The sequence below is a fragment of the Proteocatella sphenisci DSM 23131 genome, assembly GCF_000423525.1.
GTDB lineage: Bacteria > Bacillota > Clostridia > Peptostreptococcales > Filifactoraceae > Proteocatella > Proteocatella sphenisci.
In genome coordinates, this window is sequence record NZ_AUID01000017.1 from 52,646 (window position 1) to 66,358 (window position 13,713).

14 protein-coding genes and 1 other annotated feature are annotated in these 13,713 nt (G+C 32.5%); of the genes, 3 read left to right on the forward strand and 11 right to left on the reverse strand.

The features are described 5' to 3' along the window. Nucleotides 1–116 precede the first annotated feature (116 nt). Nucleotides 117–923 (reverse strand): UPF0489 family protein, encoded by an 807-nt coding sequence (locus G558_RS12740; RefSeq protein WP_051188585.1) that lies wholly within the window; start codon nucleotides 921–923, stop codon nucleotides 117–119. A 227-nt stretch (nucleotides 924–1,150) separates the two neighbouring features. Between G558_RS12740 and G558_RS0107750 the strand changes: the two genes are divergently transcribed. Continuing rightward, nucleotides 1,151–1,351, forward strand: a complete 201-nt coding sequence (locus G558_RS0107750; protein ID WP_028829669.1) for a cold-shock protein — start codon at nucleotides 1,151–1,153, stop codon at nucleotides 1,349–1,351. Between the two features lie 163 nt (nucleotides 1,352–1,514). Here G558_RS0107750 and G558_RS0107755 read toward each other — a convergent pair whose 3' ends face one another. From G558_RS0107755 to G558_RS0107800, 10 genes are all read right to left on the reverse strand, one after another. Continuing rightward, complete coding sequence (locus G558_RS0107755) at nucleotides 1,515–1,913, reverse strand: hypothetical protein (protein ID WP_028829670.1); 399 nt, start codon at nucleotides 1,911–1,913, stop codon at nucleotides 1,515–1,517. 10 nt (nucleotides 1,914–1,923) lie between these two features. Then, complete coding sequence (gene floA, locus G558_RS0107760) at nucleotides 1,924–2,886, reverse strand: flotillin-like protein FloA (RefSeq protein WP_207636209.1); 963 nt, start codon at nucleotides 2,884–2,886, stop codon at nucleotides 1,924–1,926. Between the two features lie 2 nt (nucleotides 2,887–2,888). Further along, the gene (locus G558_RS12745; RefSeq protein ID WP_036931793.1) at nucleotides 2,889–3,356 is read right to left on the reverse strand and encodes an NfeD family protein; all 468 of its coding nucleotides are present in this window, start codon (nucleotides 3,354–3,356) and stop codon (nucleotides 2,889–2,891) included. 150 nt (nucleotides 3,357–3,506) lie between these two features. After that, nucleotides 3,507–5,114 carry a DEAD/DEAH box helicase gene (locus G558_RS0107770; RefSeq protein ID WP_028829672.1) on the reverse strand — a complete coding sequence of 536 codons (1,608 nt, stop codon included), beginning with the start codon at nucleotides 5,112–5,114 and terminating at the stop codon, nucleotides 3,507–3,509. 31 nt (nucleotides 5,115–5,145) lie between these two features. Continuing rightward, the gene (gene ung / locus G558_RS0107775; RefSeq protein ID WP_051188586.1) at nucleotides 5,146–5,844 is read right to left on the reverse strand and encodes a uracil-DNA glycosylase; all 699 of its coding nucleotides are present in this window, start codon (nucleotides 5,842–5,844) and stop codon (nucleotides 5,146–5,148) included. Then, nucleotides 5,845–6,636: a hypothetical protein gene (locus G558_RS0107780; RefSeq protein ID WP_028829674.1), complete on the reverse strand. Its 792-nt coding sequence runs from the start codon at nucleotides 6,634–6,636 to the stop codon at nucleotides 5,845–5,847. Nucleotides 6,637–6,638: 2 nt separating this feature from the next. Then, the gene (gene argS / locus G558_RS0107785; protein WP_028829675.1) at nucleotides 6,639–8,339 is read right to left on the reverse strand and encodes an arginine--tRNA ligase; all 1,701 of its coding nucleotides are present in this window, start codon (nucleotides 8,337–8,339) and stop codon (nucleotides 6,639–6,641) included. A gap of 54 nt (nucleotides 8,340–8,393) precedes the next feature. Beyond that, nucleotides 8,394–8,600: a binding site (T-box leader), on the reverse strand. 84 nt (nucleotides 8,601–8,684) lie between these two features. Then, nucleotides 8,685–10,925 (reverse strand): heavy metal translocating P-type ATPase, encoded by a 2,241-nt coding sequence (locus tag G558_RS12750; RefSeq protein WP_051188587.1) that lies wholly within the window; start codon nucleotides 10,923–10,925, stop codon nucleotides 8,685–8,687. A 23-nt stretch (nucleotides 10,926–10,948) separates the two neighbouring features. After that, on the reverse strand, nucleotides 10,949–11,215 hold the full coding sequence (locus G558_RS0107795; RefSeq protein WP_028829676.1) for a metal-sensing transcriptional repressor: 267 nt from the start codon (nucleotides 11,213–11,215) through the stop codon (nucleotides 10,949–10,951). A 129-nt stretch (nucleotides 11,216–11,344) separates the two neighbouring features. Next, nucleotides 11,345–12,250: a DUF2156 domain-containing protein gene (locus G558_RS0107800; RefSeq protein ID WP_028829677.1), complete on the reverse strand. Its 906-nt coding sequence runs from the start codon at nucleotides 12,248–12,250 to the stop codon at nucleotides 11,345–11,347. Nucleotides 12,251–12,398: 148 nt separating this feature from the next. Between G558_RS0107800 and G558_RS0107805 the strand changes: the two genes are divergently transcribed. Further along, the gene (locus tag G558_RS0107805; RefSeq protein ID WP_028829678.1) at nucleotides 12,399–13,025 is read left to right on the forward strand and encodes a TetR/AcrR family transcriptional regulator; all 627 of its coding nucleotides are present in this window, start codon (nucleotides 12,399–12,401) and stop codon (nucleotides 13,023–13,025) included. Nucleotides 13,026–13,086: 61 nt separating this feature from the next. Then, entirely contained in the window at nucleotides 13,087–13,362 is a 276-nt protein-coding gene (locus tag G558_RS0107810) for a GNAT family N-acetyltransferase (RefSeq protein ID WP_028829679.1), read from the forward strand. The last annotated feature ends 351 nt before the right edge of the window (nucleotides 13,363–13,713 follow it).

Here is a 13,713-nt window from a genome sequence, read left to right on the forward strand (position 1 = left end):
ATTATTTTATTTATCTCGTTTCTATATAATTCAACTTTTTCATTATATCATATTGAACATCTATTTTCAAAGTTATTTTAAAGTAAATTTAATATAAAAAAACCTTATAAACAATATTAATCCATTAAAACATCAATTATATCTTTGCATTTGTTAAACTCAATGAAATAAGGGCTTGTAGCGATTAATACAATCGACGCATTTTTTATAAGTTTTTTAATTATCTTTATTTTTTCTAATTTACATATATAATCCATTTCATTCGAAAAAAAATCAAGATCCAGGTCTAAAATATAATTGTTTGATATATTGTATTTATCAATTTCGTCAAGCGAATACTGTGAATCAACACAATAAAAATCATTTATTATTCCCATATTCATTAATGGTTTTATAAAATTCCCAACGTTAAGAGTTGTATTTGTATATAAAAAAGCAAGAGTAGTGTCATTATCTTTTCTATCAAACTCTTCCTTTATAATCTTTTCGCTTTTTATACCTATTTTATTCATTTCATCTCTAAAAGCATCGTAAGAACGCCTTACAAGTTGAATGTATTCTTCAAAATACAAGTCCGGTTCTCTTAAATCCTTATGTTGGTCTATATGAATAAAATCAAATTTTATTTTATTTTCTTTATAATGCTCATATGTGAAATAGAATGTATGGTTATGATTATCAAATATATACATCTTTTTATCTTCTTGTTTTTGCAAAATCATATTTTTGACTCCAAGACACTTGATTTCATTATTGTTTTCATCAATTTCAATGAATGAAAATTCATCTCCCTTTTTTACTTCTTTTATCAATCCTTCAATTATATTTGGTATCACTATTTTTTTAAATTTTCTTTTTTCAAAAGAAAATTTATTATTTGATATCGGGATATCAATATAGAATTTGTCCCCGTAAGCTTTCATTTTCCCTCCCTACGTTTAAATCAATTACATAAACATATAAATACTACGTTTGATTTATTTGGAAATGTTTAACTATTTGAATAAAAAATATTTCATTATTTTTTTCTTGTTCTGGATAGTTAAATAACAGCTAAATCCATTGACATTGAACGCTATAAATGTTATCATAAATTCAGTAGATATTCTACTAGATTACACATTTTTAATAGATTTTTGGAGGAAAAAAGATGAAACAAGGTATCGTGAAATGGTTTAACGCAGAAAAAGGATTTGGATTTATTTCAGTAGAAGGTGAAAATGATATATTCGTTCACTTTTCATCAATTCAGACAGATGGATTTAAAAGTTTAGACGAAGGACAAGCTGTAGAATTTGAAATTGTTCAAGGCGAAAGAGGCCCTCAAGCCGCTAACGTTACAAAAATCTAGTTGTCCATTTATCTGGTTCTTTTAATATATACCAAAAGTTTTAAGCTTCGAAAATTTATTGTAAAATTTACATAGCTGTTTATAATTGCGAATTATAAAATTAACTTAGTATAAATTAATTAGCAGATCGAAAAAGAGGGATTAATCCCTCTTTTTCGTTTACCTATTTATTTATACTTTTTGGTTTTCCAAGTATTTCTGACATAATGACTGCTCTTCTTATACTGTCTTTATTTTTAAATAAATTTACTGTTCCTTTGTCAGTCTTAGATTCAAGTTCAAATCCAGGTTCATTTTCAAATGAAATTCTTGTTTTTTTGCTTATATCTGGCTTTGTTTCAAAATCTAATTCTTTCTTTTTACTATGAAAATCGTTTGCCTTACTTTGATAATTTTGTTCTTCGGCCTTTAATGGTAAAGTGTTGTCTTGCACTTGTTTAGATTTCATATTCTTATTTAACTTCATATTAATAAATGGGCTCTGCTCATGAGACGAAGTTTTCTTTTGCTTTGAAATTCTTGAAAAAATATAAGATATGACAATTAAAATTATACCTTCCATGCTTCACCTTCTACTTTTCTTCAACCGATGATATGCTTTCACGCATTTTTGTATCTGCCATTATATTCTTCATATTATAATAATCCATGATTCCAAGCTTTCCGCTTTCAAAAGCATTCGCAATCGCCTGAGGAATTTTAGATTCTGCCTCTACAAGTTTAGATTGCATCTCTACTACTAATGCTTTCATTTCCTGTTCTTGCGCTATCGCCATTGCTCTTCTTTCTTCGGCTTTTGCCTGGGCAATTTTTTTATCCGCCTCTGCTTGATCTGTCTGAAGTTGCGCTCCTATATTTCTACCAATATCTATGTCTGCAATATCTATTGATAGAATCTCAAATGCAGTACCAGAATCAAGTCCTTTTGATAATACGACTTTAGATATCATGTCTGGGTTTTCGAGAACGTCTTTATGTTTCACTGCACTACCCACAGTTGTAACTACACCTTCTCCAACTCTTGCCAGTATCGTTTCTTCTCCAGCTCCTCCAACTAGTCTCTCTATATTGGCTCTAACTGTTACTTTTGCCTTAACTTTTACTTCAATACCATCTTTGGCTACTGCTGAAATAATTGGAGTTTCAATTACTTTTGGGTTAACAGAAACTTTTACAGCTTCTAGTACATCTCTTCCTGCAAGATCTATAGCTGCTGCCTGTTCAAATTCCAGCATAATATTTGCTCTTTGAGCTGCAATCAGGGCATTTACTACCATGTTTACATCTCCTCCTGCCAGCAAATGGGCCTCAAGTTTATCTATAGTGAGGTTTAGACCCGCTTTAGTAGCTTTTATCATAGGATTTACTATATTCGTAGGCTTTACTCTTCTTATATTCATACCTATAAGAGTAAGTATTGAAATTTTAACACCTGAAAACAAGGCTGTAACCCATAGACCTAAAGGAACAAACCTGAAAAAAGAAACAACTAATATCAATATAATCAATATGATTAACACTATCCCTATATCCATCATTATTCTCCTTCAATTTCTCTTACGAGCACCTTAGTGCCGTCAACATAAGTTACTTTTACCATTTTCCCTTTTTCGATTAACTTGTCTTCTGAAACCACATCCATTATCTTACCTTCAATTTTAGCTTTTCCTGTAGGTCTAAGTGTGCTTTCTGTTATCCCTACTTTGCCGATATAGAACTGAAGATCTTTACTGGTGCTATAACCTTCACTTCTGTTTAACGATGAGGTTAATATAAGGGTGTTTTTTATCTTTTCTTTTGGAATAAGTTTTATCAATATATAAATTGCTATTCCAATAATTATAAAGCTTACTGTTATTGCCAGCATAAGCCCTAAAAAAGTATCTGTCATCAATGATAAGGCCCACACTACTGTAACTACACCAACAGTTCCTAAAATACCTCCTGGCACAAACAACTCGGCAAATATCAAGGCGATTCCGATACTTAATAATAAATTATTCATAGATTGCCCTCCTATTTTATTATTATACCCTATCTTGTAATTAAATAGTTACAATTATGTAAATATTGGAAAAAATTATTAAAAAAATCAGCAAAACGTTTGATGTATTTGCTGATTTTTAATAATTATCTGTACTTATTGATTTACACTTTATTTACTAAGTTGTGCAGTTACTCTTTTGCCTTTTATCTTTACATTAGTCATGTTTTTCAATACTGTATTTTCATACTTTGATGGTATTTCAAAAAAGCTGTAATTATCAAACATATCGATAGACCCTATATGCTTTCCTTGTATCTCACATTCTCCCGCAACAGCACCAACAATATCGGCAACTCTTACTTTGCTGTTTTTCCCTACATTTATATGGAATCTTACCATTCCTTTTTCAACCCTATTACTCTTTGATTTTCTTTGTCCTTTTTCTGGCTGTCTTTTTTCGTACTCTACAAAGTTTATGCTTTCTTTTTCTTGTAGTTGAAGATTTTCTTTTAGAACCATAGCCAGAAATGTCTCTACATCCATCCCAGATTCTTTTATTTTTTCAACTACTTCATAATATGCATTGATATCTTCTGGAATATTTCTATTTTTAACATTTTCAATATAGTTGTTCAGTACTTTTTCTTTAATCTCTGCATATCGAGGTATTATTGTCTCTTCTATTTCACACTTAGCATATCTCTGTATATTTTTGATTTTTTGAATATCTCTGCCATATACAAATGAATATGACTTTCCTTCTTTTCCGGCTCTTCCCGTTCTTCCGATTCTGTGAACGTACTGCTCGTCTTCTTGAGGAAGATCATAATTGAATACTACGTCTACATTTTTTATGTCAAGTCCTCTTGCGGCAACGTCTGTTGCTATCAAGATATCTATATTTCCTCTTTTAAAACGATCCATAACATAGTCTCTTTTTTGCTGCTTCATGTCACCATGGAGTCCTTCTACAGAATACCCCCTTGCCTGCATGTCATAAGTCAACTCATCAACCATTTTTTTCGTATTGCAAAAAACAATTGACTTTCTTGCATCTTCAAGTTGTATTATTCTAGATAAAACTTCAGCTTTGTCTGAATTTCTCACTTTTATAAATTTCTGAATTATTTTATCTACTGTAACCTGCTTGCTTGCTACTCTTATAATTTCAGGATTATTAAGATATTTTCTTGCCAGGTTAGCTATTGCTGAAGGCATTGTTGCTGAAAATAACATTGTTTGTCTATTTTCAGCTGTCTGCTTGAGTATTTCTTCTATATCTTCTATAAATCCCATGTCAAGCATTTCGTCCGCTTCATCCAAAACAGCAAATTTAACTTCACCAAGTTTTAAAGTTTTTCTTCTTATATGATCAAGTACTCTTCCTGGAGTTCCAACAATTACCTGAGTACCTTGCTTTATGCTTTTTATTTGTCTGTCTATGCTCTCTCCACCGTATACAGCTGTAACTTTAACTTTATTAAATTTACAGATTTTGTTGATTTCGTTTGATACCTGCACTGCTAATTCTCTTGTTGGACACAAAATTATAGCCTGTGGTTTGAATAAAGATTTATCGATGCCTTCTACTATAGGTATAGAAAAAGCCATAGTCTTACCCGTACCAGTTTGTGACTGACCAATAAAGTCTCCACCTTGTAATCCAAGTGGAATGGCTTGCGCCTGAATCGTTGTAGGCGTTTCATAACCACTTTCCTTAACTGCTCTTAACATTTCTGGTGACAGGTTAAAATCTTCAAATTTCATATTATTCATTTATTATTCCTTTCAAATTTCGGATATTAAATTATATCCAAACAATTTCACTTTTCCCTTTTTTCATAAGATATTCATTAACCATCTTAAAATGATTGTTACCTAAAAAACCTTTGTGACATGAAAATGGGCTTGGATGACTGGACGTCAAGACATAATGTTTATTTTTGTCTACAATAGACGCTTTTTCTATAGCATATTTTCCCCATAACACAAAAACCAACGGATTTTCCCTTAGATTAAGACTGTAAATTATCTTATTTGTAAATTTTTCCCAGCCAATATTTTTATGCGAGCCGGGTCTTGATTTTTCAACTGTAAGAATACTGTTCAGAAGCAAAACTCCTTGATCAACCCAGTCAGTAAGATCTCCCAAAATGCGGACCTTGCCGAACTCATTTTCAAGTTCTTTAAAAATATTTACCAGAGACGGTGGATTCTTGACCTTAGAATTCACACTAAAACACATGCCATTTGCCTGATTATCTCCATGATATGGGTCTTGACCAATTAATACAACTTTTACATCATCCATGTCCACTCTTTTGAAAATTTCAAATATGTTCTCTTTTGGTGGAAATATGGTGGTGGTTTTATACTCCTTATCAAGATAATTCATCATGTCAGAAAAATATGGTTCATTAAATTCTTCATATATGATTTTTTTCCAGACTGGTTTTAAATCATACAATGCAAACGATTCAATTATAGATTTATTCAAATTATCCATTTAAGAAACCTCTCTTTTGTCTTTTTTATAGCAAAGTTCGAGTTCTCCCATTTTTGCATTTAGCATAATGATTGTGATTTCATCTATGTTTTTTCTACTTTTAATGCAATATTCTCCTATCAGCGGAGAATAATACACTTGATTTAATTCTGAACTAAACAGTTTGCTCATATTGATTTTCTCAATATATGGCTTCTTTTTTATTTGGAAAAGGCATACTTTTTGAAAGTAAAGTGACATTTTATATAGATAGTCATCTTCATGAATAATATCTTCATTGTTAGATCTTTGAAGTAATTCTAAATTCATATCCATCTGCTTTTCATCAAGAAAATCAACAATAGCTTCCTCAATGGAAATTCTATTCAATATAATATCAATTTTAGCTTTTTGAAATTCCACTTGCTCTTTTTTCGTACTTTGAATCATATTGATTTTTGAAAACTCAACAGTATCATCTTCGAGTGAAAAAACATAATAAACCAGGAGATTTATACCTGTTTTATTCCTAAGAGTTAGTTTTTTTCTTATAAGCTCATACAAGTCATATGTGTTATTAACAGCCTTTTCATAGACTGAATTGGATAATATCAATGGCATAAGTGCCGATATTATACTGCCTTTCCCTTTATGCAAAAAGTATTTGTAAAGCTCAAGCTCATCAGAGAGTCTTGCGGCATCCACTTTTACTTCAAGGTCCTTTTCTATTGGAAATAGAGATCGTGTAACCAAATATACTATATCCTTATTTCCTAATTCTGCAATATTTTGGTAAATCAATTTCTTATTCATATCTACATTTTTTCCGGAGCTTCCATTCCTAAAATCCACATTGCATTTTTAATTGCATTTTTAGTAACGTTAACTACCATTACATAAGCTTTTTTGTGGTCTGCATCACTGCTCAGTATATGATTATCATGATAGAACTTGTTAAATGCCTGAGACAAATCAAGTGCAAATCGTGCAACATGATGAGGTTCATTTTTCCCCTGAGCTCTTAATAGAACGTCTTCAAATGAATCAAGCACTCTTACTATATCGACTACATCCTCATTTTCAGAAAGAATTTCATAATCGATTTCAGAAGTTAAATCCAATCCCGCTTTTTTTAATATTGAGCAGCATCTTGCATGAGTATATTGAACATATGGCCCTGTTTCACCTTCAAAACTAAGTGTTCTTTCCCATGAAAACTGATAATCCTTGATTCTGCTGTTAGATAATTCCTGGAACACTATCGCTCCAACACCTACCTGCTTTGCAACAACTTCAATATCTTCAATATCAGGATTTTTTATATTTATAATTTCTCTTGTCTTTTCAATCGCTCTGTTTAAAACATCTTCCAGAAAAACAACTCGTCCTTTTCTGCTGGACAAAGTTCCGTCCTCCAGAGACACTGTCCCGAATTGAACGTGTATGCAATCTTTTGCCCATTCATTTCCCATTAATTCTATAACTTTTTTCCACTGTCTGAAATGAAGTTCCTGAGGAGTTCCAACTACATATATGTTTTTATAGAAATTATAAGTCTCTTTTCTGTATATGGCCGCCGCTATATCTCTGGTTATATAAAGAGTCGAGCCATCTTTTTTCATTACAAGAGCTGGAGGCATACCATATTTTTCCAGATCAACTATCTTAGCTCCCTGAGAATCTTGCAATATTCCTTTTTCTTCCATCTCTTTTATAACTGTTGGCATCTTGTCAGAATAAAAACTTTCGCCTGCAAAAGAGTCATACTCTATACCAAGCATCTCATATACTTTGTTAAACTCTTTTAAAGATACATCTCTTATCCATTGCCAAAGCTCAGTAGCTTCTTGATCTTTATCTTCAAGTTTTTTAAACCACTCTCTGGCCTGATCTTCCATTTCCGGGTTTTCTTCAGCCCTGTCATGAAACTCTATATAAAGCTTTAGCAGCTCGTTTATTGGGTCTTTTTCTATGATTTCTCTGTTTCCCCAAGCTTTATATGCTACAATTAATTTTCCAAACTGAGTTCCATAATCGCCAAGGTGATTTATGGCAATAGTGTTGAAACCCATGAACTTATATAATCTATGAAGCGAGTGTCCAATAACAGTGGTCCTTATATGTCCTATATGAAAAGGTTTAGCTATGTTAGGCGATGAATACTCAATTATAGTAGTCCTGTTTTGTCCATAACCTGTTTTACCAAAGTCTTCACCTTGTGTTATACATTTACCTATTACGTCTCTAACCCAAACATCTTTGTTTAAAAAAAAGTTTACGTATCCACCAAGATTCTTTATATCTCCAACAAATTCGGGTTTTTCGAGCTTTTCAGCAAGTTCCTGCGCTATCTGATTGGGTGCTTTTCTGAATTCTTTTGCAAGTCTGAAGCAAGGGAACGCGTAGTCTCCCATATCAACATTTGGCGGAATTTCAAGCAATGACAGTATATCTTCCATGCTTAAATTATCTAACTGATTATCTAATATAACTGCTATCTCATTTTTGAAATCCATATTTACCTCCTTGTGTTTCCATATTTTATAAACAAAAAACTCGCCCCTTTGTAATAAAGAGACGAGACTTTCCCGTGTTACCACTCTTCTTGGTATTTAATACCCACTCTATATTCTATAACGTGAATGACTCGTACTTTTCATTTATTTAAAGTATCCTCAAAGACTCTATTCAAAAATTCAATTTTACCAAGCTTCCACCATCCTTGGCTCTCTATGAATTAATTCAATTCTCTACTTGTTTCTTTTCACAGGAAAATATTTTATTTTACATACCGACTCAGTATATCATATTACCATATTATATACAATAGAATTTTATTGATTATCTCTTTTTTTAAAATTTTAATTAGGTTTGAAATTCTTCAATCTCAGTGCATTTGATACTACTGATACCGAGCTAAGGCTCATTGCTGCTCCTGCAAACATAGGATTCATAAGCGGCCCACCAAATAAATGAAGTATTCCCATAGCTACTGGAATTCCAATCACATTATATCCAAAGGCCCAAAACAGATTCTGCTTTATATTTCTTATAGTGCTCTTACTCAGCTGTATTGCAGTTGCAACATCCATAAGATCGCTTCTCATGAGAACTATGTCAGCTGATTCAATTGCTACATCTGTACCAGATCCTATTGCTATTCCAACATCAGCCTGAGCAAGTGCTGGTGCATCATTTATTCCATCTCCTACCATTGCCACAATACTGCCTTTTTTCTGCAGTTTTTTTACTTCGTTCGCTTTATCTCCTGGAAGTACCTCTGATAGTATTTTTTCTATTCCCACTTCTTTAGCAATTGCCTTAGCCGTTCCTTCGTTGTCTCCAGTTATCATTACTACCCTTATTCCCATGTTTTTTAACGTTTCTATCGCCTTTTTGCTGTTTGGCTTTACTGTGTCTGCCACAGAAATCACACCCGCCATTTTTTCATCAACAGCAATATACATAGGAGTTTTTCCTTCCATAGCCATTTTTTGAGATATGATATCAGAGCCATTCAAATCCACCTTGTTATTTCTCATAAGTTTAGCGTTACCCATGAGTATGTTTTTATCTTCAATTTTTGCTTTTATACCGAATCCAGATATAGAATCAAATTCTACAGCGTTTTTTAATTGGAGATTTTTTTCTTTAGCTTCCTTTATTATAGCTTCAGCCAGGGGATGTTCTGAGCCATATTCTGCCGAAGCCGCAAGCTGTAATATTTCTTCTTGTGAAAAAGCTCCAAAGCTAACTATATCAGTTACAATTGGTTTCCCTTGGGTAATAGTACCTGTTTTATCCAAAATAACAGTATCAATTTTATGTGCTGATTCCAGTGCCTCTCCACTTTTAATAAGAACTCCATTTTCTGCACCTTTTCCAGTTCCGACCATTATAGCTGTCGGTGTAGCAAGTCCTAAAGCACATGGGCACGCAATCACCAGTACAGATATAAAAATTGTCAAAGAGAACCTTATTCCTTCACCACTTATATACCAGCCTAGACCCGATATTAAGGCTATAGCCATAACTATAGGTACAAAATAACCAGATATTATATCCGCAAGTCTTGCTATAGGAGCTTTAGATCCCTGAGCTTCTTCGACAAGCTTTATTATCTGAGAAATAGCAGTATCTTGCCCAACCCTTGTTGCTCTGTATTTTATGAATCCATTTTTATTTATGCTTGCGCCGTAGAGTTTGTCTCCAAAACTTTTTTCAACTGGTATACTTTCACCTGTAAGCATAGATTCATCCACTGATGTTTTTCCTTCAACAACTTCACCATCAACAGGAAATCTTTCTCCAGGTCTTACCAGGACTATATCCTCTTGTCTCACATCTTTTACCGAAACCTCCGTTTCGTTCCCATTCACAATTATTCTTGCGGTTTTCGGAGTGAGTCCAACAAGTTTTTTAATTGCCTCAGAAGTTTTTCCTTTTGAAACATTTTCGAAATATTTCCCCAGAGTAATTAAAGTCAGAATAACCGCTGCGGATTCAAAGTACAGACTATGAACATAATGATCTTCACCACTGTATATCATCCACGTTGCATAGATCCCATATAGAAATGCGGATGAAGTTCCGATTGCAATAAGAGAATCCATATTGGGATTTCCTTTTACCAGCGATCTTAATCCTACGACATAAAAATCATGCCCAGATATAACAACTGGCAGCGTCAGCAAAAGTTGAATCATCGCAAAATTAAGAGGATGACTTGACGGAGAAATAAGATTTGGAACAGGCATTCCAAACATGGAACCCATAGATATATATAATAAAGGAATAGAAAATATTGCCGATATTATAAACTTTTTCCAAATCAGTCTTATTTCATCATTTTTTTTCTTTAAAAATTCGTCTTCGTTTGTGTGTCTTTCTTCTTCATATGAAGCTTTAAATCCTAATTTTCCTACAGTAGCAATTATAGCATCTCTATCTAATACTTTTTCGTCATAATCTATATTGAGATATTCTGTTGCAAAATTTACATTGGACTTGTACACACCCGAAAGTTTCCCAGTTGCCTTTTCAATCGATTGTGCACAAGCTGCACAATGCATTCCTTCTAGTTTAAGCATTTCTCTTTTCATTTGTTAAATCCTCCTTAATCCTCTTATTTGTCTATAAGTTTCGAAAGTATCATCATTACTTCATCGAGCTTTTCTTTTCCATCGCCTTCGTTAAACGCTTCTGTCACGCAATGCTGCATATGTTGCCTTAATATCTGTATATTAGCTTTTTTAAGCAATGACTGAGCAGCAATAATTTGATTTGAGACATCCACGCAATATCTTTCGTCTTCTATCATTTTGATAGTTCCCTCTATTTGGCCTTTAGCTATCTTAAGCGTCTTCATAGCTTCTATCTTTCCATTATTCATCTATCATCCTCCATCGTACCCCCCAGGGGGGTATTGTACTTATATAATATCATATTTTTTTATCATGTCAATAAAAAATCTGCAATTAATTGATTGACTATGCCTTTCAATTAATGCAGATTTTACAATCTATATTTCATTTACACTGTATTTTTCAACAAATCTTAGGGGATGATATGATAATTTAGCTTTTCTAAGTCCTTCAATCCCAAGATCTTCTTCTCTGTTTACAAAATCAACGTCAGGAAACTCATTTAATATAAATTGCTGGTTGATAAACTGATATAGACCCCTTATATCTTGATTGGCCTTTTCTATATGAACCAATGCCATATCCTTATTTAACAATTCTCCTATGGTAAATGCCTGAAGTTTGTTTTCAATGTATACTCCAGCAATTTTCAATTTGTCCTTAAGGATATCGTAATTTTCAAATATCTTTTTTACACCTTCAGATTCATCATCCATACCATCTTCAAATTCATCATTACCTTCTTTTATTTCAGCCCAAGTTTCCATTAAATTTATACATTCGCTAAAATTACTCGAATTTAACAATCGGTATTCATATCGGCCTTGGTACTCTTTAAGAAAATAATTTAAGTGATTTCTCTTTTTTTGGTTTTTCTTTCCAGAAAGAGTTCTCAGACTTTCTGCGTCATAGACATAATCAAACAAATCTCGTTCTTCTATATAGTTGAATTTCTCTGGATAGTTTTCTTTTAGTAGAGCAAGGACGTCTGAAGTAATTCCTCTGAAATATATCTTACTTCCACTGTTTTTAAGGTAGTTTATAGCATAAACTACAGCTTTGAGCAAATTTTCTTTCTTCGCAAGCGGCATTATTGAAAATGCATTTCCTTCATACTCCGCCATTATTATTGCAAAATCCCTGTCTATATGATAATGAGTCTTGTAGACATGCTGCCACATAAACAAGGTAGTAAAACAATATTCACAAGCCTCATAATCTACCATTTCAAAATATGGGTCTAATTCTTTTTTCGCGTCTATACTGATTTCTTTAAAAAGCATAAAATCCTCCTTTAGTATATGGAAATTATAACACAATCACTTACGAAACGCAACAGTTTTGAAACGATATAGTTTAATTATCTTGAAATATTTTATATTCTGTTATATAATTGTATTATAAATAAAAACTGAGATATGGAGAGTGAAATTGAAAAACATCAATAATACATGTGAACAAAAAAATAGCATAAGACCTGGCAGACCCATTGATAAAACCAGAGATCTTGTAATACTTAATTCCGCGCTGGAATTAATCGCTGAATATGGTTATGAATCTGTTACAATAGAAGCCATTGCACAAAAAGCCGGTGCGGGAAAAGCAACTTTATATAGAAGATGGAAATCAAAGCCACACCTGGTTGCTGATGCACTTTTATACATTTCACCTTGCGAGGACCATATTGAATACTCTAAATGCGATGAAATAAACCTGGATAAATATCTCTGTGAATTATTGTCAAGATATTTTGGAATTGGTAATGAAGTTCGCCAAAAAGTAATGCTGTCCATAGCAACTTCTCTGAGCAGAGACACCGAGCTGTCAAAGCTGGTAAATCTCAACCCAATATCAAAAAACTGTTGTAACTTAAAAAAAGTTATCGAATTTTCGCTTAATAACAGCGTTGATGAAGATACTCTCAACATGATAACCGAACTTGGCCCAGCAATGCTTTTTTATCAACTTATAATAACCGGAAAAATAATAGAGAAAAGTTATATTGAAAAAATTGTCAAAACAATAATAATACCTTTAATTGAAAATCAAAAACTTTAGCTTTGGTCATTTTTATTTTGTAATATTATTATATTTTTTATTATGTAAAAGGAGACTGATTATGAATTTTACAATCGAAAAGAACCGTATATATTTTGAAGATGAAAACGGGAAATTACTGGCAGAGCTGACATACAAAGACGTAAACAGTAATACAGTAAATATTAACCGTACATTTGTTGATCCTTCTGTCGGGGGACAAGGCGTTGCTGGTAAGCTAATGCAAACTATGGTAGATCAGTTGGTTAAAGAAAATAAAACAGCCGTTCCATCATGCTCTTATGCAGCAAAATGGTTTGAAAAAAACAAAAAATATGAAGACTTGGTAGCCAAATAGCAATTTTATATTAAAAGGGGCTGTCGGAAAACAACGTTTTTTGACACCTTCACTTAAATAATTAAAAATCCTAGATTATTCAACATCTACAAAAATGTAGAGCACTGAATAATTTAGGATTTTTTTGTTTAATTTAATATTTATTGTATGACAAAAAAAGCCATTTGATATTTTCTCATGACTTATAAAAATCCGATAGGATTAGGCTGTTTTTGCTTCGTAGGTTTTGATTTTTTCCTTCGCGAAGCGATAATATTTATTTAAATTTCTTCCTACAGCGTATAAAAGAAATTCTTTGTATACTTTTTCAGATGTACGATGGTTAAATCTTCTGAAATTATCATTTTCTTT